We start from the raw sequence: 23093 nt of genomic DNA on the forward strand, positions 1-23093 counted from the left end.
TATGACCTTTGAAAACATCAACCTCAATCTGGGTGGACACGTCGAATGAACGGAGCTGGCGTGAGACGCTTTGGTCTCGGATTGCTGCCGTGGCTCGGTGCGATCCTGCTCTGGTACGCCGTACGCTGGAGCGGCTTCGTCAACGTCTCGCTGATCCCGGCGCCGCACCAGGTCGCTGCAAAGTTCCTCGAGCTTCTCACCGGAGAAGGCCTGCTGATCGACATCTTCGCCTCGACCCGGCGCGTCTTTCTCGGCGTCGCGCTCGGCATCCTCGTGGCAGTGCCGGTCGGATTTCTGCTCGGGTGGTATCGTCCCGCCCGCACCTTCGCCGACCCCATGATCAACTTCTTTCGCGCGCTGCCGCCGATCGCACTGATCCCGCTGGTGATCGTCTATTTCGGCGTCGACGAGCTCGCAAAGCTCGTCATCCTGTTTTACGCCTCGTTCTTCTCCGGCGTGATCGTGATGTATGAGGGCGTGTCGCAAATCACGCCGCTCTACATCCGCGTGGCGCAGACGCTCGGAGCCAACCAGGCCGAGATCTTTCGCAAGGTCATCATTCCCCTCACCGTTCCGCACATTCTCACGGCGCTGCGCGTGGCATTGGGCGTGGCCTGGGCGACGCTGGTCGCATCCGAGCTGATCGCGGCACAGCGCGGGCTCGGCGCCATGATTCAGAATGCCTCGACCTACTTCCTGCTCGACGTCATCTATGTCGGCATCATCTGCATCGGCCTGATCGCACTGATCATGGATTTGATCCTGCGCAAGATCACGGCCCGGCTGCTGGTCTGGCAAGATCGAGCCATCGCATGAACAAGCGCGCTCAGTTCGACAAGGTTTCGCTGTCCTTCGAGACCCCGAAAGGCCGCCTGAACGTGGTCGAGGACGTCAGCTACGACATCAACGACGGCGACTTCATTGCGGTGATCGGCCCGTCCGGCTGCGGCAAGACCACGATGATGAGCATGCTCGCCGGCTTCCAGAAGCCGACGACGGGCAAGGTCCTGTTCGACGGCCGTCCCGTCGCCGGTCCCGGGCCCGAGCGTGGCGTGATCTTCCAGGAATATGGCGTATTCCCATGGTTGACGGTGAAGCAGAACATCGCCTTCGGCCTGACCCTCAACGCCAACCATGTCCCGAGCGCCGAGCGCGACGCGATCTGCGATCACTATCTCGGCCTGATGGGCCTGTCCGACTTTGCCAATTCCTACCCGAAGCATCTGTCCGGCGGCATGCGGCAACGGCTCGCGATCGCGCGGGCCTACGCGGTGAGGCCGCAGTTTCTCCTGATGGACGAGCCGTTCGGAGCGCTCGACGCCCAGACCCGCTCCAACATGCAGAACCTGCTGCTCAGGGTATTGGAGACCGAAGGCAAGACCGTCATGCTGATCACCCATTCCGTGGAGGAAGCGATCTACCTCGCATCTCGTATAGTGGTCGTGACGGCGCGGCCGGCGCGGATCAAGGAGATCATCGACGTTCCCTTCGCCTATCCGCGCGACGAGTCGATCCAGGAACGTCTGGAATTCGCGGAACTGCGAAGCCATATCAGGCAGCTCGTGATGGACGAGTATCGCGCCCAGCAGGCGCAGATGCGTCCAGTCTCGTTCTCGGAATGACAAGCAAAACGGAGGACAGATCATGGATCGGCGGCAATTTCTGACCACAACGGCGGGCCTTGCGCTCGGCACTTTCACGGCCGCAGCACCCGCGATCGCTCAGGCAAAAACAAAGGTTCGCGTCGGCTATCTTCACACCGTCGCCGTCGACGGCCAGATCTGGACCGGCATGGACCGTGGCTCCTTCGAGAAGCAGGGCCTCGATCTCGAGCTGCGGCAGTTCAACACCGGTCTCGAAATCTTTCAGGCGCTGATCGGTGGCAGCCTTGATGTGCTGGCAACCGGCGCGGTCCTCTCGAACTTCCCGGCCCGCGGCCAAGGCAAGGTGTTTTTGATCAACGATATCGAGGTCGCGACCGCGCAGCTGTGGGTCCGCGGCGATCAGGGCATCAAGTCATTCGCCGACCTCAAGGGCAAGCGCATCGCGACCGCGACGGGCACGACAGCGCACGTGTTCCTTGATACCGCACTGCGCGCCAACAAAGTCGATCCCAAGGAAGTCGAGCTCGTCAACCAGACCATGCCGGCAGCCGTGACCGCCTTCATCTCCGGCGCCGTGCCTGCCGTGGCGCTGTGGGTGCCGTTCAACGTCACGGTCCGCGACAAGGTACCGGGCGCGACCATGCTTGCCGATGCGTCAGCCTATTATCCAAAGGCGGCCATCATTGGCGGCTGGGCTGCTGCGAACGACTATTATGAACCCAACAAGGAGACCCTGGCCAAGCTGATCCGCGGCTGGGCCGATGCCAACGACTATATCGTCGCGAACAGCAACGAGGCGATGGAGAAGCTGCAGAAGGGTCATTACAGTCAGACGCCGCTATCCGACATCAACGAGTCGTTTAAGGCCCAGAAGATGTTCACGTCCAAGGACTGGAAGCGGATGTACTCGGACGGGACTGTCACCAATTGGCTGCAGCAGTCGACAGACTTCTTCATGACCAACGCGGGCATCAAGGACTTCACGCCGGCAAGCAAATACTTCGATCCAAGCCTGTATTTGAAGACGATTGCCTAGATGCCAAGGTACTGAGGGGATCTGTGGTGGCGCCGGACCCATGCGGCGCGCTCCACTTTTCTCAATCTCGGTCAATAAGTTGCTGCCGTACGGGCATGTGTTGAGCACGGCGGTGAACACCCGTCCCTTCTGCACGCTCAACTGCTCTGCCGCACTCTTTGTTGAGAGCGGCATGGATGGCCGAGACCAACCAGCTCATGGTACTTTGTCAGAGGGTTTTCAATGCGAGGGACATTCCTAAAGCTACGCCAAGCTACGAAATAGGTGCCTGCACCACTACTCCCACTCAATCATTTAGAAAGATGCTTTCGCGTTGATTTCCAAGCACAAATCCTCAAAGCTGACGGACTAATGCCGACGGTATACCCGCCCACTTTTTTCGGTCTTGAATTCACAGGAAAATTTGTGCGGCTCTGAGGGTCGGCACCTTCAGCAAGTATCGGGATCAATCGACGCACTAGACGTACACCAGGTCCGAACGTCCGCCTCTTGGGCATTCGCCGACTTGCAGCCGATACCGTCAGCGATCACTCGGACAGCCACTAATGGTCCGGTTTGCGCCGATAGTCGAGCTCGTGCCGGACCGCATGGCGTGCAATCAGGTGGGATTGGAAATGTTGCGGACCTCTCTCTCAATTGATGGCAGCCACTCCTCGAGAGTCACCTCAAATGTCATGCAAATCGCGTTGGAGCCGGCAACAAAAGTCCCACCAAATACATTTCCGTAAGGATCTGCCACGACGCCGGTCAGCGATGCTCTTACAGAGCCGTCATCCTGCGATCTCACCTCTCCCGCGATGCTCACGATTTCAACAGCAGGACCCCTGATATGATAGTATCTTCCCTCGCCGGCGGCCAAACATCCGTCGACCAGACTACCCAAGGCACCACGCACGAACGCATTGCGAAAGCCCTCGGCAAGACACAGCTTCTCCACGCCCTGCACGAGGTCCTCGTTCGGGGCGATCCGAGCATAGGCCACGCGCCCCATGGACCCGTCTTCGATCACTTTCGTACTAGTCATTGGCGGCCTGCCTGTGCGGTAGGAGAAGTGAGATATTCGTCTCGGGATCGAACATCTGGCGCAATTCGAATCCTTCGAGCGACGTCACAAGAACCGGGATCGGATCTGATCCGACGATGCTCGTTTCGGTCAGGATGTGACCGCCCTTGACCTCACCACTTTCAGTCCGAATTGCCGCGTGGCAATGCACCAGCGGCCGATTCTGCAAGCTCTTTCCAAGCGTCGCATTGCCGAAGATCATATAAGCTCGCCCGGCATCGATCGGATTTGCGTAAGCGATCACGGCTTGCCTCGATGGATCTGGTGGCGCCACGCAATAGTGAAGCCGCTCGAAATGACCGCCCAAGATCGTCATCGACGCGCTGGCTACTCCAGCCCTTGCCAGGGGCTCCACCAGAGCGTCGAACAGACTGATGCCGGGCTCCAACGCCAGCCGAAAATGTCGCGCTGACTCGGACCGCATGCTCTGAATCCTCGTGGGATTGAACCGTCCGGGGTGAATGAGGGTCCGTGGACGAGGAATTGCCGATGAAGCTCTCGCTGTCATGATCGCCTCCCTGGTTTTTCCAGCGTTTTTGGCTAGGCCATCAGGCCGCTGGCGGTAAATCCCCCGTCGACGGCGAGCACCTGCCCCGTGACGAAGCTCGACTTGCGCGGATCGAGGAGGAACATCGCAGCGCCCGCCAGTTCATCCGGCGCTCCATAACGACCTTGCGGGACGCGACTGGTCCATTCCGCACGAGAAGCTGCCGAATGCATCTCCTTCACCAGCGGTGTTTCGATCGGGCCCGGTGCGATCGCGTTGACGCGAATGCCATCCCGTGCAAGCTCGACGGCCATGATCTGCGTCATCATGATGACCCCGGCCTTGGCCGCGCCATAGGCCACGCGACGGGCGTTGCCGCGCATCCCCGAAACGGACGCGATGTTGACGATCGCGCCTCGACCGCGAGATTGCATTCGCCGCGCCGCTTCGCGCGCCGTCAGGAAGCTGCCGATGAGATTGATGTCGACGATCTTGCGAAACAGCTCGGCGCTGGTCTCCAATGCCGGAAGCTCGCGGCCGATGCCAGCTGAATTCACCACGCCATCGAGGGCGCCGAATTCTCTTTCGCACCCCTCGATCGCCGCAACAACGGCGGCCTCGTCGATCACGTCGAATTTCTCGAACCTCGTCCGGCCGCCAAACGGCTCGAACCGGGCGCGGGCCTCATCGAGATTCCTGTCCGCCACGTCGGCAATCGCGACTCGCCAGCCTTCGGCGAGAATGGCTTCGGCGATCGCCAGGCCGATGCCCGAAGCACCGCCAGTGATCAGAATGGTCTGCTGCATTCGTTGATCCTGCTCTGCTGAATGTTGAATAGCGATCGGCGGAATGGGTGGCCGGAGAAACGACGGCGCCAAGGCCGCCTTTGATCCCACCTTGGGCCTTATGCGGCCGTCTGTGGCAATCGCTCCGTCAGCACGCCGCGCGTGCGGAGCTCTTCCTTGATGATGTTCTTGGTGATCTTGCCGTAACCGGACTTCGGCAATTCCGGCCAGAAGAGGACCCGTTTGGGAACCCTGTACCGGGCGATCTTGCCGTTGGCCCAGGCGAGCAATTCGGACTCGGTGAGCGAAGCGCCCGGCGCAAGCACGCAGACGGCCACCCCGACCTCGCCCCAGGTCTGGTCCGGCACACCGACCACCGCCACTTCGGCAATCGCCGGGTGCGTCAGCAGCTTCTCCTCGATCTCCCGCGGATAGACGTTGGAGCCTCCCGAAATGTACATGTCGGACGCGCGGCCCGTGATGTAGAGGAAACCCTCAGCATCCATGTGGCCGAGATCGCCCGTCCGAAACCAGCCGTCGCGGAACGCTTTCGCATTGGCTTCCGGATTGTCGTAGTAACCCGCAAACACCGCGGGGCCGCAGACGCAAATCTCGCCCGTCGCGCCGGGTGGCAGTTCGCACCCGTCGTCGCCCTGGATCGAGATCTGCATGCCGGTACGTTCGTAGCCGCAGGTACCGATCCGCGCGCCGGCGTGATCCTCGGGGTCGTGGAGCTCTGGCGGCAACACGGTGATATTGCCGGTAACCTCACCCAGTCCGAAGTACTGCACCAGTACCTTGCCAAGCCTGTGGAGCGCGAGCTTCTGATCCTCGCGATACATCGGGGCGCCGGCGTAGATGACGTAGCGCAACGACGAGTGATCGTGAGCCTCCAGCGAAGGATGCTCCACCAGCATCTTCAGGATGGTCGGCACGGTGAACATGTTCGTGACGCCCCAGCGCTCGACCAGCCGCCACGCCTCATCGATGTCGAAGCGGTCGCTCGCCAGCAACACGGTCTTCACGCCCCGCGCGGCCTGGACCAGTTGATGGATACCCGCGCCGTGCGATAGTGGTGCCACCACCAGCGACGCATCCAGCGAGGTGGTGCTCGGCATCAGGTCGCAGAGGTGATTGGTGATGACGAACGCCATCTGGCCGTGGGTCAGCACGGCCGCCTTCGGCCGGCCTGTCGTGCCGGAGGTGAAGAAGAACCAGCAGGGATCGTCGTGGTCGACCGCGACCTCGGCGACCGCGTCACCGTCATGGCGGCGCACGAGATCGTCATAGTCCTCTCCGAAATTCGACTCTCCGATCGAGACCACAAACCGGATGCCCGGCGCCTCGGCACGCGCCGCCGCCGCGTGATCGGGAAAGTCGCTCTGGCAAAACATGGCGGTCGCCCCGCTCGCCTTCCCGAGATAGGCAACCTCCTCCGGCGTTTGCCGGAAATTCGTGGGAACCCATACCGCGCCGAGACGAAAACAGGCAAACATCGACTCAAACAGCTGATTGCAATTCTTCGACTGCACCAGCACCCGGTCACCCTTGCGCACGCCTCTGGTGGAGAGCGCCGCGGCCATCGCGGAAATCCGGCGGTCGAGCTCGGGCCAGGTCCAGCTGGCCTCGCCCCAAACCAGTCCGATCCCGGCCGGCTGACGGCGCGCCGCCTGCCGCACGAGATGCGCGAGGTTCATCACCCGCTTCGATGCGGGAGCGACACCGCCGAGTGGTACGGACGCATTCATCATTTCGCACGCTCCAGAATAGAGACGTAGTTGGCGACCGCGGCACCGCCCATATTGAACACGCCTGCGAGATTGGCGCCGTCGATCTGCATGTCGCCGGCCTCGTTCATCAATTGCAGGCAAGCCATCACGTGCATGGAGACACCGGTCGCGCCGACCGGGTGCCCCTTCGACTTCAGTCCGCCGGATGGATTGATCGGAAGTCGCCCTTCTTTCTCGGCGATGCCTTCACGCACCACCCGGAATCCCTCGCCGGGCGCCGCGAGCCCCATCGCCTCATATTCGATCAGCTCGGCAATGGTGAAGCAGTCGTGTGTCTCGACCAGACTGAGGTCATTCAGGGTGATACCCGCCTCCGCTCGCGCCCTTTCCCAGGCGAGCCGGCCGCCCTGGAATGCAATCGGGTCGCGCCGCGACAACGGCAGGATGTCGTTGACCTGCTGTCGCGCCCGGAAGCGCACGGCGCGCGTGAGCAGTGCGGCGGCCTCTTCGTCGGCGACCACCAACGCCGCCGCGCCATCCGAAATCAGCGAGCAGTCGGTGCGCCGCAACGGAGCTGCCACATGAGGGTTCCTGTCGCTGACGGTGTTGCAGAAAGCGTAGCCGAAGTCGCGTCGCATCTGCGCAAGGGGATTGGCCACGCCATTCCTGTGGTTCTTGGCGGCAATATGGGCGAGCTCTTCGCTTCGATCGCCGTATCGCTGGAAGTAGTTTTGCGCGATCCGGCCGAACACGCCCGCAAACCCGCCGGTGATATCGGCCTCCTCCTTGCGGTAGGAAGCGCCGAGCAGAATGTCGCCGGTCTCCGCCGTCGGCTTGGCCGTCATCTTCTCGGCGCCGACGACGAGCGCGATGCGCCCACGGCCACAGTCGACGAAATCGAGCGCCGCGTAGAGCGCCGCCGAGCCGGTGGCACAGGCATTCTCCACACGGGTCGCGGGCACATGCGCGAGCTCCGGATGCGCGAGCGCCACCTGCGCGCCCTCGAATCCTTGCTTGGAGAATCCGTTGTTCATTACTCCGACGAAGATGCCATCGACCTCTGCGGGCGCGACCCCAGCATGATCGAGTGCGGCGCCCGAGACGCGCGCGATCAGGCTTTCCACATCCGGGTCCTCGAGCTTTCCAAAAGGCGTGTGAGCCCAGCCTACGATACGAGCACGCGTCATGATTTTTCTCTTGCAGTCTGACGGGATGGAGATCATTTGAGGAAGCCGATCGAGATCCATGGCACGGCGGCGACCACGGCGGTGCCGATCAGGAGCGCCAGCATGTAGCCCCAGACCGGCTTCATCCCCTCGTGTGGCTCGACGCGTGCGATGGCGCAGGCAGCGTAGTAGCCGACGCCGAACGGCGGCGCGAAGAGGCCGATGCCCATGGCCAGGATGACCACCATGGCGTAGTGCACCTCGTGAACGCCCACCGCCCTGGCGATGGGAAACAACAACGGCCCGAACAGGACGATGGCCGGAATACCTTCCAACACCGAGCCGAGCACCACGAACGCGGCGATCGACACGACCATGAAGGTCGCGGCGCCGCCGGGAAGACTCGTCATCGCCGTGGCGAGCGAGCGCGCGAAACCGGACTGAGTGAGGCCCCACGCCATGCCCGTCGCGGTGCCGATGATCAACAGGATCGCCCCGGAGAGGCATGCGGTGTCGACCAGCATCGGCCGCAGCCGGCGCCAATCGAACTGCCGGTAGATCAGAAGACCCGCGATCACTGCATAGGCGACGCCGATCGTCGACACCTCGGTCGCGGTCGCAATTCCTTCCACCACCGCCGCTCGGATCACGAACGGCAATGCCAGCGCCGGCAAGGCGACGAGGAATGTGCGTCCGATCTCGCGCCAGCCTGCCCGTTTCACGGCACCGAGGTCCTCGCGGCGAGAGCGGCGGTGAACCACAAAGCCGAGCGCGACGGCGAGCACGATACCGGGCAGCAGGCCGCCGGTGAACAACGCGGCGATCGAGACGCCGGTGACGGAGCCGATCGTGATAAGCACGAGACTCGGCGGGACCGTTTCGGTCTGCGCACTGGTGGTCGACAGCAACGCGACCAGGTCTCCCGGCCTGGCGCCGCGCTTGATCATCTCAGGGAATAGCACCGGAGCGACCGCCGCCATGTCGGCGGCCTTCGAGCCCGAGATGCCGGAGACCAGGTACATCGCTCCGATCAGGACGTAGTGCAGCCCGCCCCGGACATGCCCCAAGAGGCTTGCGAGGAACGCGACCATTGCGCGCGCCATACCTGTCATCTCGATGAGAAGACCGAGAAACACGAACAGCGGCACCGCCAGCAGGATGAGATGCGACATGCCTTCGTCCATGCGGCCGACAAGGACCATCAGGGGCGTGTGGGTTGTCAACGCGAGATAGCCGACAACAGCCAGCCCGAACGCGAATGCGATCGGCACACCGGCAAAGACCGTGGCGGTTACGACGCCCACGAAGAATACAAGCAGATTGACGTTACCCAACGGCCGGAGAACCGGCTCGAGAAGCCAGAACGCCGCGATCACGAGCGCAACGCTGGCGAGCGCCGCAGCGACCGTCCGCGGCGATCCCAGGCTTGCAAGCCTCAGCAGGGCGAACACCGCCATCAGGGCGATGCCAAGGGGCAGCGCGGCTGCGCGCCAGGAATTGACGATCTCCAGGGCAGGCGTCGTGATGAACGCCTCCTCCAACGCGTACTCGTATGCCGGCCTCGCCACCATGAGCAGGAAGGCCAGCGCCGCTCCGGTCGCGAACACATCGAGAAACGCGCGCTGCGGAGGCGCCATCTTGTCGACGAGCGCGGTCATGCGCATGTGCTCGTTGCGGCGGAATGCGATCACCGATCCGAGCATCGCGAGCCAGAGAAACAGGATCGACGCGAGCTCGTCGGACCAGACCAGAGGCCGCTGCGCGCCGTATCTGGCAACGACGCCCGCGAAGAGGATCACGATCTCGGCGAACACGAGCAGCGCCGCCACGAGCTCCACGCCACGCCCGAGCAGTCCATCGAGCACAAGGGGCCACGGCGCAGTGACGGTGCGCTGTCGCACCGTCCCCGGGCTGCCGGTGTCGCTAACCTGGATCACCGCGCTCAAGAGAGCCGCCCTGCCGATTTTTCCAGGAGGTCCCAGGCCTCGTTACCGAACGTCTTCTTCCAGTTCGCATAGAAGCCGACCTTCGTCAGGGCTTCGCGGAAAGCAGGCGCCGAAGTCGCATTGAAGATCATCCCCTTCTGTTCAAGGTCCCGCCGAAGGTTCTGATTGAGCCGTTCGGTGTCGGCCCGCTCGTCCAGTACGGCTTTCGTGATTTCCTCATGAACGATGCCCTGGAGCGGGGCCGGCAAGCGCTGCCACGCGGCTCTGTTTCCGATCATCCAGAAGCCATCCCACATGTGGTTGGTCATCGAGCAGTACTTCTGGACCTCGTAAATTCGCGACGTGTAGAGCGTCGCCAGAGCGTTCTCCATTCCGTCGACGATCTTCGTTTGCAAGGCACCATAGGTCTCGTTGAAGTTAATGCTTGCCGGCGAAGCGCCCAGCGCCTCGAACAGAGAGGTCCAAAGTTTGGCGACCGGAACACGGATCTTGAATCCCGCGAAGTCGGCCGGCGCCACGATCGGTTTTGTGCCAGCGGTTGTCTGGCGGAAGCCGTTGTCCCAAACGCGATCGAACGCGATAAGTCCCGCCCTTTCGATAGCAGCCTTGATATGCTGACCGAGGGAGCCATCCATCGCCCCCCATACCTGTTCGTAGTCGGCGAATGCAAAGCCGACCCCGCTGATGGCCGCGACCGGCACAAACCCACCGAGGATTACGCCCGACATCGCGACGAATTCGGTCGCGCCGCTGCGCACCTGGGAGATCATGTCGGTTTGTCCGCCAAGCTGGTTGCTCGGAAAGACGGCCAACTCGACGCGCCCCGACGACTTCTCTGCGATGCGTTTTGCGGCCTCCAGCGCGCGGACATTCATTGGATGATCGGCCGTCAGGTCATGGCCGAACTTGATCGTGAACTCCGCGGCACGCGCTCGACCGGATAGCACCACCGGCCCGAAAGCGGCGGCCGAGGCGAGTGAGCCCAACATCCGTCTGCGATTCAACATGTTACCCTCCCTGTTGTGACCAGTTGTTCTTGTCGGTTTTCTTTGAAAAATGTCTGGAATGCCTTCGCCAGTTGCGCCGGCTGCTCCTCGGGGATCCAGTGGCCGGCCCCCTCGACAACGCCACCCCGAACATCGCGAGCAACCCGTCGCAGCGACTCGACGACTTCCAGTCCACGGCCCCAGGAACAAGCTCCGCCAAGAGCCAACACCGGCATCTCGAGTCTCGGATTGCTGCGGTTATCAATCGTGTCGCGTTCGAGCGCGCGGTAATACTCAAAGCCGGCCCGCAGCGCTCCCGGCATGCGGTAGGTCCTGAGGTACTCCGCGATATCGTCCGGAGAAACAGCAGTCGGTGTCGCGCCGAAGTTTCGGAAAAACCACTCGAGATAGACGTCCTCTCGCCCCGCGATCAGCGTTTCGGGCAGATCTCTTGTCGCGTGAAAGCCGTGATGCCAGCGTTTGCCCGACTGGCTGAAGTTTGCCGTCCCGTCACCGGGAATCGTTACATCGAGAATGGCAAGACGACTTACCGCTTCCGGGTGCGCGACGGCGAGCGCGTAGGCGACAGGCCCTCCCCAATCGTGGCCGACCAGGTAGAAAGATTGCAATTCGAGGTCACAGCTGATGACCCGCCAGACATCATCAGCAATTGTCCGCTTGTCGTATCCAGAGACCGGTCGGGAGGAATCTCCGAGACCACGAAGGTCCGGAGCGACGATGAAATACTGGTCAGCCAGCTCGCCGATTACATGTCGCCACGTGTACCAGGTTTGCGGCCATCCATGCAGCAAGACCAACGGGGGCCCCGACCCAGCGGTGACATAGTGAATGCGGACGTCTCCCAGTTCCGCTTCATGATGTGACACGTGCGTCACTTCTCGCTCCCTTGCGATCCCGCGAAACGACCGCGCTCTATTTATAATGTTTTTCTAACATGTCACAAAAGAACGCGATGTCAACCGGCTTTTTGGCTGTCGCCCCGGTGGCAGAGGAATCGAGATAAACGAGACTTTCAGTACGCGCGCGGCCTATTTTTCGTGGACCGATTTCGTTATGAGAGACGCACCCTTGGAGTTCATGGCCCTTGGAGAGAACCTGTTGCCGAAAGATCGTTGTTGCGAGCGGCTACTTTTTTGTGACATATCACGGACTTGACAATCCTTCTGAATCCCGACTTGTGAAGGCACCAACATTGACCAGAGGTCGTAAGAGCGCTTCCGAACGACGCGCGCTGACAGGCGCCGTCACCGATGGCCGCGCCATTTCCGCACTGAAGGATTCCCAGGCGATGCGTCCGGGCTTCGCCCGACCACGATCCGAATCACATCAAGCGGAAGAAGCCCGTCAAAGGCTTGAGGAAATGATCGTCACACTGGAGTTAGAGCCGGGGACCGTGTGGTCTGAAACCGAGTTGAGCGAAAAGCTTGAGCTCGGCCGCACTCCGGTCCGCGAGGCGCTAAAGCGCCTCGAGGCCGAACATCTCGTCGAGATTGTTCCGCGAAGCGGGGCAAAAGTGACGCAGGTCGACGTTATGCAACAACTCCTGATGCTGGAAATGCGCCGGGAACTGGAGCGACTTATTGCTGTATCCGCTTCGCGGCGGGCAACTCCGGAGGAGCGCAACAGGTGTATCCAGATAGCGCGCTATTTCGAGGGGATGCGCGATATCAATGTCATGGAATTCCTGCGCTATCACTATGAAGCGAAGCGGTTCCTTGCGGAATGCGCGCGGAATCCTTTTGCGGCGGCTGCGATCGTACCCTGCCATGCGATGTCACGTCGCTTCTACTATCTCCATAATCGGGTCATTCATGACGTCCCTGTAGCGGCCAAACTGCACGCCAATGTGTTTGAAGCTGTGGCACTGGGGGATGAACAGCGCGCGGCCGAAGCTTCCGACAAGCTGATGGACTATGCCGAGGAATTGACCCGGCGAACTGTACTCACTCGCACCTGAATCCCGAACCGGGAAAGAATGCTCGGCAATGACCAATATTGTGTTTGTCCCCGGGGGGTGGCAGGGCGGCTGGCGCAATACAGCCGTTGCTCAAAGGCTTCGCACGCAGGGCTACCAGGTCTTCACGCCAACGTTGACGGGTTTGGGCGAGAGGGTCCACCTTGCGAATTCGAACATCAATCTGGACACTCACATCGAGGACATCGCGAATGTTCTTCGATTTGAAGATCTGACGGACGTTATCCTTTGCGGGCACAGTTATGCGGGGATGGTCATCAGTGGGGTCGCCGACAAGCTGGCCGAGCGGATTTCCGCTCTTGTCTACATGGATGCCTTCGTGCCTCAGGATGGAGACTCCTGGTGGGATCTGGCCGGAGACAATTATCGGCATCTCGCACTTCAACGATCAGAACTGGATGGCTTTCGGGTTACGCCGCCAGCGCACATGGATCCGCGATGTACCCCCCATCCGCTCGCCTCGTTTCGCCAGGCGATACGCCTGGGAGGTCGATGGAAGAGCGTGAAGGAAAAGATCTTCATCTATGCCAAGGGGTGGAAGGATACTCCGTTTACTCCGACGTACGAAGCTCTCCTCGAGGATCCGGAGTGGGTGGTCCGATCATTCGCTTGCGGGCACAATATAGTCAGAGAGGATCCTGAGCAGCTTGTTGCGGTGATAACTGGCCTGAGAGCTTCTCAGGCTACAAACGTAAGCTGAGAGCGCCCGAACAATTAGCCGGTCTATTGCCTGGCCTACTTCACTTCCAAGGATGTCGCGCGCAAGTAAGACTCCTTGATGAGCCCCACGCAGCGCAACTCTTCTTCATGCGCTGGAAGCGAGCGATCCACGACCCGGACAATACACGACGTTCCTGTCGAATTGCACGCAGGGCGGAAAAAATAGACTGCTTTCATCATCGCACCTCCGCGAGGTCGCTTTGCGATCGTCGGAATATCTTGCCGGGATTGAACGAGCCATCCTTGTCGAGCGCCATCTTGATCCGGCGCATGAGATCGAGCTCGACTGGATCTCTCCTGGTTTCAAGCAGGCCGACCTTGGTTCGACCGATCCCGTGTTCGGCCGAAAACGTCCCACCCAGGGAGAGCACGATATCGTAAATCGCCTGGCTGATCTGCCCGCCCTGCTCCGCGGCTCGTTCGGCGCCGAGCGCCGCGGGCAGCACGACGTTCAGATGGATGTTGCCGTCTCCGACATGACCGAACGGAACGACCATCACATCAGGGAATCCGGCTTCGACATCGGCGCGGCTTCGGCGCAGAAGTTCGGGCACGTTTGCCACCGGCACGGCGACGTCATGTTTGAGGTCGCGCCCCGCCTTCTTCTGGACTTCGGTCTGCTCTTCACGCAGGCGCCAGATCTGCTTCTGTTGTTCTCCGCTCTGGGCAAGCGCAGCATCGACGATGGCGCCGTCCTCGAGCCTGTCGGCGAGGAATGCTTCCAGCATGTCCTTCAGACCGGCTTCCGGACGGCTCGAAGTCAGTTCGACAAGAACGTAGTGATCCGCCTTTTCGACGGGCGAACGAAGCCCTTCGCGCTTCGCCAGCTCGACGCACGAGCCTGAGAGGTACTCGATGGCACGCACATTCCCGTCCGCGGCCGCGCGCAGCTTCATCCAGAAATCCAGCACTTGGTCCTCGGTCTCGACCGCGCAGAAGGCGACCTCGCGACCGACCGGCAGGGGAGCGAGCTTCATCGCCGCGGCCGTGATGATGCCGAGTGTTCCTTCCGAACCGGCGAAGAGGTGCTTGAGGGCGTAGCCGGTGTTGTCCTTTCGGAGCGTGCGCAGGCCGTTCCAGATCCGTCCGTCGGGAAGTACGACCTCCATTCCGAGCAGAAGATCTCTCGCGCACCCGTACCGTACGGCAGAAATGCCGCCTGCGTTCGTCGCCAGCGCGCCACCGAGCGTGGCGGTGCCTTCCGAGGCGAAGGACAAGGGAAACAGCGCGTTCGCCTCCGCTGCCGCGCTCTGAAGTTCGGCGATCGTCGCGCCCGCTTCCGCGATGACGGACATGTCGACCGGGTCGACGGTCCGGATCTTCTTCATGGCGCCGGTACTGACGACAATCTGGAGACCGGTTTCGTCCGGCGCCGAGCCCCCCACTAGCCCTGTGTTGCCGCCTTGAGGAACGACGTTGACGCCGGCCTCCTGACAGATCCGAACGCTGCGCGAGAGCAGGCTCGTCGTTCTGGGGCGCAGCACGCAGGCTGCGTTGCCGCGAAGCAGACCGCGCCAGTCCGAGAGATATCCGTCCGCCAGCGCCGGATCGGTGATGCAATCGGAGCCCAGCAACTCCCGGAGCTTGGCGACGACGTCGTTCACAACTGCTTCCAGGTGGATGTCGCCTGCGCGATCGTTTCTCCGGCGCCATCTCGGGCGGACGACTGCAGGAAGAAGGTCTTGCGTCCCTTCTTCAGAAAACTGGCGCGGCAGGTCACCACGCCGGTTCGGACCGGGGCGAAATACTGGACCTTCATCTCGAGCGTCGCGCCGGCGCCGAACTGATGCTTGAGGAGGTGCCCCATCGAGATGTCGAGGGCCGTCGCCAGCAAGCCGCCGTGGAGCGAGCCCTGCGGGTTGAACATGTAGGGCTTCACATCGAGAGAGACGATGCACGCGTCGGCCTCATAGGAGACCGTCATCCCGAAGAAGCGTGACAGGAAGAACGATCCGAATTCGTGGCGGTCGTCGCCCATGGCCGCCACGATCAGCTCCCGAACCTGCGCTTCCTCCATCCGTCCTGCTCCCCTATTCAGCCGACTGCTTCAGCGCGGCATCGCCGAAGGCGCCTTTGGAGGCGAAGTCCAACACTTCCTTCCGCGTCCATCCGAGCCAGTTCTCGAACACCTCGAGGGTGTGCTCGCCCAGGGTCGGCGGCGGCGTGGACGGCGCGGGAGGCTTGTCGTCGAAACGCAGCGGCCGGGCCACGAACCTGACTTCGCCGGCGACCCTGTGCGTCACGGTCTGGACCATGTCGCGCTGAACGAGCTGCGGCGTTTCGCAGACCTCGCCGACCGTCCTGATCGCGCCGCAAGGAATGCCGGCGCCGCTGAAGACCTCCAGCCAACGGTCGCGCGGTTCGGACTTGAAGATCGGACGCAGAATCGCGCCGAGCGCGGCGCGGTTCGCCGCCCTCTTTGGCGCCGTGTCGAAGCGGCGGTCGGCTTCGAGGTCCTTGCGACCGATGACGGCGCAGAACAGCAACCAGAACTTGTCATTGGCCACGCCGAGGTTGAACCAGCCGTCGATCGCCTCGAAGGTTTCGTAGGGACTGATGGTGGGGTGAACGTTGCCGCGACGCTTCGGGCTTTCTCCCGACGCGAAGTACATGCCGGCGTTGAACGTCAGCAGCGAGGCCATTGCGTCCAGCATGGAGACATCGACCCGTCCGCCGACGCCGCTCCTCTCGCGCTTCATGAGTGCCGCGAGCACCGCCTGCGATGCGTAGAGGCCGGTGACCAGGTCGGCGATGGAAGTGCCGACCTTCATCGGCGGGCCATCCGGATCTCCGGTGATGTCCATGATGCCGGACTCGCCCTGCAGGATCAGATCGTAACCGGGCCGGCTCGCGTCCGGACCGGTCCGGCCGAACCCGGAGATGCTGCACTGGATGAGCTTCGGGTTGCCGCCGCTCAACGCTGGGTAGGACAGGCCCCATTTGTCGAGGGTCCCAGGCCTGAAGTTGTCGATCACGACGTCAGCGGCCTTGGCGAGCGCGATCACCGCGTCCCGCCCCGCCGGCGACTTCAAATCGATCGCGCAGCTTCGCTTGTTGCGATTGACCGACAGAAAGTACGAACTCTCCCCGTTGACGAACGGAGGACCGTATCGGCGGCTCTCGTCGCCGACACGGGGATCTTCGATCTTCACGACGTCCGCCCCGAGATCACCGAGATGCATCGTGGCGAAGGGGCCGGAGACGACGCGGCACAGGTCCAGGACCTTGATGCCGGAGAGAGCTTCCGTACTAGACGATCGCATCCGCAAGGTCCTTCATCGTGGGGACGGTGATGTCGGGCTTGTGCGGCGTCTCTTCGAACGGACGGTCGCGGCGATTGATCATTGCGGTGTGCATGCCGGCCGACTTGGCGCCGATGACATCGAACGCGTGGTTGGCGACGAAGAGGATCTGATCCACTTTGAGGCCGAGGATCTCGGCGGCCTTTGTGTAGGTCGCGACGTGCGGCTTGAAGGAGTTTGCCTCGGCGACGGAGATCACGTTGTCGAACGGGATCTTGTGATACTTCTTGGCCGTCTCGAGCATGTCGCGGTCGCCGTTGGAGAGCACGACCAGCTTGTACTTCGTCTGCAGCTTCGCCAGCGCCGCCGGCACCTCGGGAAAGCATTCGAGCTTCTCGATCTCGCCGACCAGGTACTTCACCTCGTCCTTCGTGTACTTGATGCCCGACCGGTCCATGACCTGGGAGACGGCGCGGTGACCGATCTCGCGGTACGGCGTGTGCTCGCGGTGGAGCAGCGCGTCGATCATCGAGTTCTCGAAGTGGGTGCGGCGCCACCAGGTGACGAAGGAGTTCGGGTTGCCCGTCCAACCTTTCTCCTTGAGGAACGGCGTCGCGATCTTGACGAGGCCACCCTGCATGTCGACGACGGTGCCGTACTGGTCGAACATGCACACCTTCACGGTGTCCTTCAGTTTCTGGATGTCGGTCATTGCTTCTTCCCTTTGCTCTTTAGCCAAATGGATGATCCGGATTTGACCGCATCCATCGCCATTTTCGAAATGGATTGTTCTTCTGTGCACATTCGCGACCTGAATGTCGTGACTATCGTCGCGGCTCTACAGGTCATTCACAGCTTCTGCAAACGGCTCAACGGCAGTGAGCCCGAAGGGAATCTCCGGGCCTACTGCTACTTGTGGTGCCTGTCCGCTAGGCTCCGATGCCGACGACCTTCTCTCTCGAGGCCGAGGCTTCCGTTCCGGTCGGCGCGCCCGAGACTTCCTCGAGTGCGCGACCCTTGGTCTCGAAGCCGAAGATCATGAAGACCACCGCCTGGAAGAGAAGAATGCCCGCGAGCGTTACCAGCACGCCGACGAGCCCCTTCCACGCGAAGATCGCGATGACGACGAATTGGACCAACGCCGTCGTCACGCGCCCTGCGGTCGCGCAGATGGCCGTGCCACGAAGCCTGTAGCGGGTCGGGAAGAGCTCCGGAACGTGCATGGCGAAGCCGGTGGCCAACATCACGTAGATCGCGGTGACGAGAAGGAAGCCGACCACGACGAGCGGAGCGCCGTCCGGCATGAATGGATACGTCAACCCGAAGGCCGCCGCCGCGATCGACGATCCGATGATCGACGGTCTACGACCGATCGCATCGGCCAGCGCCAAGCCGATCAGCGATCCGATCGGGCCGCCCAGAGACATGAGGGTCGTGTAGCCGAGCGACGACACGACGCTGTGGCCACCCTTCACCATGAACGTCGGCAGCCATCCGATGAAGCCGTAGAGGCTGAAGCCGACGACGATATGCAGGAGGCTGCCGAGCAAGGTCCGACCGAGGTAAGGCGGTGCGAACAGGCGCCAGACGGACCCGCCCTCGTCTTCCACACGCTGCACGGTCGAAACCGGCGGCAGCGGCCCCTTTTTGGTAGCTTCCGCTTCGATGCGAGCGAGGATCGCCTCGGCTTCGTCGGCGCGGCCGTTAGCGGCCAACCACCGGGGCGACTCGGGCATCGACTTTCGGAGGAACCAGACGATCATCGCCAGCACGCCGACGAGGCCGAACATGTAGCGCCATCCGAGGCTCGGAATGACCCACAGGCCGACCATCGACGAGACGAACAGGGAAAAGTTGGTGATGACGGCCAGGATACCGATCCACCGGCCGCGGGACGATGCAGGGACGAACTCGGTCAGCGTCGCGTAACCGACGACGATCTCGGCGCCCAGCCCGATCCCGATGACGAAGCGCGCGGCGATCAGCGCCTGCATGGACGGAGCAAGCGCCGCCGCCAGAGATGCAAGGCCGAAGATGGCCAGATTGACCTGATAGGAGAAACGGCGACCATAGCGATCGCCCAGAATGCCCGAGAACCAGGCACCCAAAGTCATGCCGATAAAGGTCGCGGTGACGAACGCCGCGTTGAGCTCGAGTGTCGACCACCCCTCCTTCAGCACGGCCCCGAGAACGCCGCCGGCGAGGTAAATGTCGAAGGCGTCGAGGAACATGCCCGCGCCGATTAGCGCAAGGATCCGCCAATGAAAGCCGCAAATCGGCAGCCGATCGAGGCGAGCGCCCGCGTTGACCGATGCCACCTGTACGTCCGAAATCGCTTGCATCCATCCCTCCCAAGGGTCGACAGAGATCGACCGAAATTGTTGGGGAGCAGGATGGCGATCGGGATGGCGGCGTCTAATCGGAATCCGCTATTCCATTATTTGGCAGACCAATAATCCTGTTGTTGCTGCGGATTATCGAAAGATGGTCGGTAAGCGGCCTTCTCTCAGTCATTGTCGGGAAGGCTTCGCGTGGCATCGACGAAAATCGAACGCAACCAGTTCAGGTCCTGACTGGCATCGTGCCTTCGATGCCAGTACATCGACCATTCGAAAGGATCCGACGCGAACGGCAGGTCTCTGATCGCCAGATCTTCCGCGACCATCGCGAAGGCCAAGCGCCGCGGCATGACCGACAACAGATCGGAATCGCACAGCACGTGCGGGACCAGCAGCCAATGGGGAACGTTGACCGCGACCCGGCGGGTCAGCCCTTGCCGTGCGAGCACGTCATCGACGAAGCGGAGGTCTGTCGGCGACATCGAGACCTTGAGATGCGCCGCCTGAAGAAACGTCTCCATCGTAAGGGGCCGCTGCGCCAAAGGGTGGCCTTCGCGCATCACGCACACCATCCGGTCCTTCATCAGGACGACCGACTTGATCGAATTCGAATGCGCGAGACCCATCGAGATCGCAAGGTCGATCTCGTCCTTCTCCAAGGCCTCCACCGTATGCGTCGGCGAATAGTGCACGACGTCGAGTTGCGCGAAGGGGGCCGTCGTTTCCAACGTCTTGCCGACGGCGGGAAGAAGAAGACGGCTGAGAAGATCGGACAACCTCACGGAAAAGCTCCGTGTGGTGGAGGTCGGATCGAAAGCGGATTCGCTATCCAGAAGGCGCTCCACCTGCCGCAAAAGCCGCTTCACCGGCTCCGCCAGTTCGATCGCACGCGGCGTGGCCTGCATGCCGTTGGCAGTCCGGACTAGAAGCTCGTCCTTGAAGATGTGACGCAGTCTAGAGAGCGCATTGCTCATTGCGGGTTGACTAAGGCCAATCCTGTCGGCAGCACGGGTTACGTGAAGGTCTGTGAGAAGAGCGTTCAGAGCGACCAAAAGATTGAGATCGACAGATCTGAGGTTCATGACGCGCCATCATTGATATCACGAATAATTCAATCTAGAAAATCCACAATACAAATCTAGATCAATCGGCGTCAACGTGCGCTCTCGAAGAGGTCTAGGTGACCGGTTTCAGGACAATCGGCGGCCGTCGAGCGGCGCGCACCGAAGCTCATAGAAGTCGAGAGGCACAGTAGATCGTTCCTCCGCCAGCGCTGTGCCGAGGAAACTCAGTCCGTAGGTGCAATGCCAATCGCGGGCGGCCTCAAATGAACGCCTCGGCTCTAGCAGCTCCAGCTCTTCTGCACGCTGTGGTTCAACGCGGTACTCCGCCAGCCAAAACGCGCTGGAGCGCCGAGCTCGTTCGAGTTAAGTCGAGACCAACAGCTCTCTTCGCATGTGAGTGAGACCCACCACACCGAAACTACGCTAAACCGCGCATTATTAGCCGATTGCCCTACCCCCACTCAATCATTTAGCACGACGGCTCGTCCTTGATTTGCAAGAAGAAATTCTTGAATCTGACGGGCAAATGCCGATGGTATACCCGCTGCAAATTTTTGCTCTTGAATTCACAGGAAAAATTTCTCGACACGAAGCGCTGGCAATTCCGCCACCTATCGGAGTCTATCGACTGGATCGCATGTCGCTTGCATAACCAAGACTGATACAGCCTCACAGGCACAGAGATTTAGATACCGTCAAAGATCAGGAAGATGCCTTGGTCCAGTCCCGCTGCTGTACAGCAGTGGAGGAAGGCTTCTCATGGAGAAGCCGCCTTCTCCCGGTTCGGACTCGAAGCTGATGTGCGGGTCGCGGCGAACGCGACTGTTCATTCAAGGTCTCTGCACGCGCCAAACATCCTAGGTCACGGCAGAAACTGCGCGATTCCTTCGCGGATACAAGCTAGGATTTCGTCCTGCCGCTCTTCGAGACGCGATACCGGTCCGCCGACGCCGAGGACCAGGTCGCGGCCGAAATCGCGCTTCGGCAGCAGGACTGCAATGACACCGGCGTCCTGGACGACGATGTGCTTGGAGAACATGTAGCCGTCGCGCCGGATGCCGTTGACGATCTTCATCAGCGCGTTCAGCTCGAAATGCTCTTCCTTGGGGCAGACGGCGTTGATGCGGCGCAGGAGCCGCTCGATCTCGACGTCGGTGTGACCGCTCAGCAGCGTGCGCCCGATGCCGCTGATCGCGAGCGGCCGGACGTCGCCGGACTTCACTTCGAAGCGCAGGCGCTTGCTGGTCTGCAGGGCGTGAATGTATTGCGCATGCAGATCGGATTGCGTGCTGATGCTGACGAGCTCGTCGAGCTTGCCGTGGACGAAGTCGACCAGCGCGAGAATGGCGCTGTCGCCGAACAGCCCGGTGTCAAGCCACCGTCCCATCTGGGCGATGCGCATCGTCGGCATGTAGGTGCGGTTGTAGCTGTCGTAGAACAGGTATCCGAGCATCGCCATGCTCTTCAGCAGGGCCGCGGCACTGGACGTCGGATAGTCGCACTTCGTCGCGACCTCCTTCAGCGAGATCGGGCGCTTCACGTCCTCGAAATATTCGAGGACTTCGAAGATCCGCTTGGCTGACTTGATGCTGGAATTCATCTTTTGCACATATGTGGAAAGAATTTCGGCCAAAGATGTGGATCTATACCTTGATGGGCAGGAGCCGGCATCCCCCGCCCTGCGACAAATTAGCATTCGACATCCCTAGATGCAACGATTTTACATATATGTAGAAATAGCACTACATATATGTAACTTAATGGACTCGGGCCCGCCCAGCTCTTAGTGTTCTCTCCGGCCAGCAAGGCCGCGGCGTCACGGCCGCTCAAAAACAAAACCGCCCACCACAGGGTGGCGCGCTTGCAGGGAGGCGTCATGAAGCCGGAATTGGATTTTTCTGCTGCGATCGACTGATGTCGACCGGCCGCCGCGCGGACCTCCCGTCGCCAAGTTGAACCTCCTCACGACCATTCAGATCAGCCATCGCGTTCACGGCGATGACGCCGGCCGGGCCACCGCGCGCAACGGCGGCAACACCTCTCAGGACCGAACAGGGATTTGCTTGCATGGACTACCGATTGCCTGAAGGCAGCTGCGATTGTCATTTTCACATCTACGGCCCCTTCGACCGCTTTCCGCAGGGCGACGAGGGACGCTTCACTGCCGTAAAGCCCTTCACGATCGAGGACGCCTTTGCCGTCTGGGACAGGCTCGGCATCACGCGCGGCGTCATCGTCCATGCGGTGGGATCGGGAGACGACAACGCCGTCACTTACGATGCGCTGCGCCGCTACCCCGACCGGCTTCGTGCCGTCGCGATCCTGCGGCGCGACGTCTCGGATCAGCGGCTCGATGAACTCACAGACGCCGGCTTCAAGGCGGTGCGCGTCACCATGATCCGGCAGGACGGCAAGCCGGTCTCGACGCTCGGCACCAGCTACGACGATCTGGTCAAGCTCGCACCTCGCATCGCGGAGCGCGGCTGGCACGCCCAGCTCTGGATCGAGAGCTCGGACCTGGCCGCCGCCGCGGCCGAACTCGAGAAATTGCCGCTGAACTACGTGATCGACCACATGTCGCGGACGATGGCCGACAAGGGCCACGAGCATCCCGATTTTCGCGCCTACACCGAGCGGCTGAAGACCGGGCGCTACTGGACCAAGATCTCCGGCGCCGACCGCAACACGCGCATCGGCCGCCCCTATGCGGACACGGCGCCCTTCATGCGCGCCATCGTTCAGGCCGCGCCCGACCAGGTCGTGTGGGGCAGCGACTGGCCCCATGTCGGCCACAGCGCCGAGACGATGCCCGATCTCCAGGACCTGCTTCGTCTGCTGCACGACTGCGTGCCCGATGAGACGACCCGCCGCAAGATCCTGATCGCCAATCCGGCGCGGCTCTACAATTTCTGACAGGACCGAGGACACC

21 protein-coding genes are annotated in these 23093 nt (G+C 61.6%); 6 read left to right on the forward strand and 15 right to left on the reverse strand.

The window, feature by feature from the left end:
• The first annotated feature begins 45 nt into the window (after positions 1-45).
• Genes CWO91_RS06590 through CWO91_RS06600 form a run of 3 tightly spaced genes read left to right on the forward strand, consistent with a single transcriptional unit; the run spans position 46 to position 2640 of the window.
• Positions 46-816, forward strand: coding sequence for an ABC transporter permease (locus tag CWO91_RS06590; RefSeq protein ID WP_130212736.1), 771 nt, complete (start codon positions 46-48; stop codon positions 814-816).
• Positions 813-1622, forward strand: a complete 810-nt coding sequence (locus tag CWO91_RS06595) for an ABC transporter ATP-binding protein (protein WP_130212737.1) — start codon at positions 813-815, stop codon at positions 1620-1622. The genes CWO91_RS06590 and CWO91_RS06595 overlap by 4 nt, the downstream gene beginning before the upstream one ends.
• Before the next feature lie 22 nt (positions 1623-1644).
• The gene (locus CWO91_RS06600) at positions 1645-2640 is read left to right on the forward strand and encodes an ABC transporter substrate-binding protein (RefSeq protein WP_130212738.1); all 996 of its coding nucleotides are present in this window, start codon (positions 1645-1647) and stop codon (positions 2638-2640) included.
• A gap of 598 nt (positions 2641-3238) precedes the next feature.
• On the opposite strand, the gene CWO91_RS06605 is transcribed toward CWO91_RS06600, so the two are convergent.
• From CWO91_RS06605 to CWO91_RS06640, 8 genes are all read right to left on the reverse strand, one after another.
• Entirely contained in the window at positions 3239-3664 is a 426-nt protein-coding gene (locus CWO91_RS06605) for a PPC domain-containing DNA-binding protein (protein ID WP_130212739.1), read from the reverse strand.
• Complete coding sequence (locus tag CWO91_RS06610; RefSeq protein WP_349643566.1) at positions 3657-4091, reverse strand: DUF296 domain-containing protein; 435 nt, start codon at positions 4089-4091, stop codon at positions 3657-3659. Before CWO91_RS06610 ends, CWO91_RS06605 begins: the two co-directional genes overlap by 8 nt.
• A 152-nt stretch (positions 4092-4243) precedes the next feature.
• A complete protein-coding gene (locus CWO91_RS06615) occupies positions 4244-4996 on the reverse strand; it encodes an SDR family NAD(P)-dependent oxidoreductase (RefSeq protein WP_130212741.1) in 753 nt (250 codons plus the stop codon).
• A 98-nt stretch (positions 4997-5094) separates the two neighbouring features.
• The gene (locus tag CWO91_RS06620) at positions 5095-6726 is read right to left on the reverse strand and encodes an acyl-CoA synthetase (protein ID WP_245471142.1); all 1632 of its coding nucleotides are present in this window, start codon (positions 6724-6726) and stop codon (positions 5095-5097) included.
• On the reverse strand, positions 6723-7892 hold the full coding sequence (locus tag CWO91_RS06625; protein WP_130212742.1) for an acetyl-CoA acetyltransferase: 1170 nt from the start codon (positions 7890-7892) through the stop codon (positions 6723-6725). The genes CWO91_RS06620 and CWO91_RS06625 overlap by 4 nt, the downstream gene beginning before the upstream one ends.
• A gap of 32 nt (positions 7893-7924) precedes the next feature.
• On the reverse strand, positions 7925-9772 hold the full coding sequence (locus CWO91_RS06630) for a TRAP transporter large permease (protein ID WP_245471148.1): 1848 nt from the start codon (positions 9770-9772) through the stop codon (positions 7925-7927).
• A gap of 41 nt (positions 9773-9813) precedes the next feature.
• On the reverse strand, positions 9814-10806 hold the full coding sequence (locus CWO91_RS06635; protein WP_245471149.1) for a TRAP transporter substrate-binding protein: 993 nt from the start codon (positions 10804-10806) through the stop codon (positions 9814-9816).
• Between the two features lie 11 nt (positions 10807-10817).
• Complete coding sequence (locus tag CWO91_RS06640; protein WP_130212744.1) at positions 10818-11699, reverse strand: alpha/beta fold hydrolase; 882 nt, start codon at positions 11697-11699, stop codon at positions 10818-10820.
• Between the two features lie 317 nt (positions 11700-12016).
• Between CWO91_RS06640 and CWO91_RS06645 the strand changes: the two genes are divergently transcribed.
• Positions 12017-12781 carry a GntR family transcriptional regulator gene (locus CWO91_RS06645; RefSeq protein WP_208752991.1) on the forward strand — a complete coding sequence of 255 codons (765 nt, stop codon included), beginning with the start codon at positions 12017-12019 and terminating at the stop codon, positions 12779-12781.
• A gap of 28 nt (positions 12782-12809) precedes the next feature.
• Complete coding sequence (locus tag CWO91_RS06650) at positions 12810-13499, forward strand: alpha/beta fold hydrolase (protein ID WP_130212745.1); 690 nt, start codon at positions 12810-12812, stop codon at positions 13497-13499.
• A gap of 196 nt (positions 13500-13695) precedes the next feature.
• On the opposite strand, the gene CWO91_RS06655 is transcribed toward CWO91_RS06650, so the two are convergent.
• The 7 genes from CWO91_RS06655 to CWO91_RS06685 form a co-directional block, all read right to left on the reverse strand.
• On the reverse strand, positions 13696-15123 hold the full coding sequence (locus tag CWO91_RS06655; RefSeq protein ID WP_130212746.1) for an FAD-binding oxidoreductase: 1428 nt from the start codon (positions 15121-15123) through the stop codon (positions 13696-13698).
• Positions 15120-15536, reverse strand: coding sequence for a PaaI family thioesterase (locus CWO91_RS06660; protein ID WP_130212747.1), 417 nt, complete (start codon positions 15534-15536; stop codon positions 15120-15122). Before CWO91_RS06660 ends, CWO91_RS06655 begins: the two co-directional genes overlap by 4 nt.
• Before the next feature lie 13 nt (positions 15537-15549).
• Entirely contained in the window at positions 15550-16782 is a 1233-nt protein-coding gene (locus CWO91_RS06665) for a CaiB/BaiF CoA transferase family protein (RefSeq protein ID WP_130212748.1), read from the reverse strand.
• Positions 16769-17473, reverse strand: a complete 705-nt coding sequence (locus CWO91_RS06670) for a haloacid dehalogenase type II (RefSeq protein WP_130212749.1) — start codon at positions 17471-17473, stop codon at positions 16769-16771. Before CWO91_RS06670 ends, CWO91_RS06665 begins: the two co-directional genes overlap by 14 nt.
• Positions 17474-17690: 217 nt before the next feature.
• Entirely contained in the window at positions 17691-19103 is a 1413-nt protein-coding gene (locus CWO91_RS06675) for an MFS transporter (RefSeq protein ID WP_130212750.1), read from the reverse strand.
• A 164-nt stretch (positions 19104-19267) separates the two neighbouring features.
• Entirely contained in the window at positions 19268-20182 is a 915-nt protein-coding gene (locus CWO91_RS06680) for a LysR family transcriptional regulator (protein WP_130212751.1), read from the reverse strand.
• A gap of 844 nt (positions 20183-21026) precedes the next feature.
• On the reverse strand, positions 21027-21764 hold the full coding sequence (locus tag CWO91_RS06685; protein ID WP_130212752.1) for an IclR family transcriptional regulator: 738 nt from the start codon (positions 21762-21764) through the stop codon (positions 21027-21029).
• A gap of 467 nt (positions 21765-22231) precedes the next feature.
• On the opposite strand from CWO91_RS06685, the gene CWO91_RS06690 reads away from it, so the two are divergent.
• On the forward strand, positions 22232-23077 hold the full coding sequence (locus tag CWO91_RS06690) for an amidohydrolase family protein (RefSeq protein WP_130212753.1): 846 nt from the start codon (positions 22232-22234) through the stop codon (positions 23075-23077).
• Positions 23078-23093 lie beyond the last annotated feature (16 nt).

The sequence above is a fragment of the Bradyrhizobium genosp. SA-3 genome, from assembly GCF_004212635.1.
GTDB lineage: Bacteria > Pseudomonadota > Alphaproteobacteria > Rhizobiales > Xanthobacteraceae > Bradyrhizobium.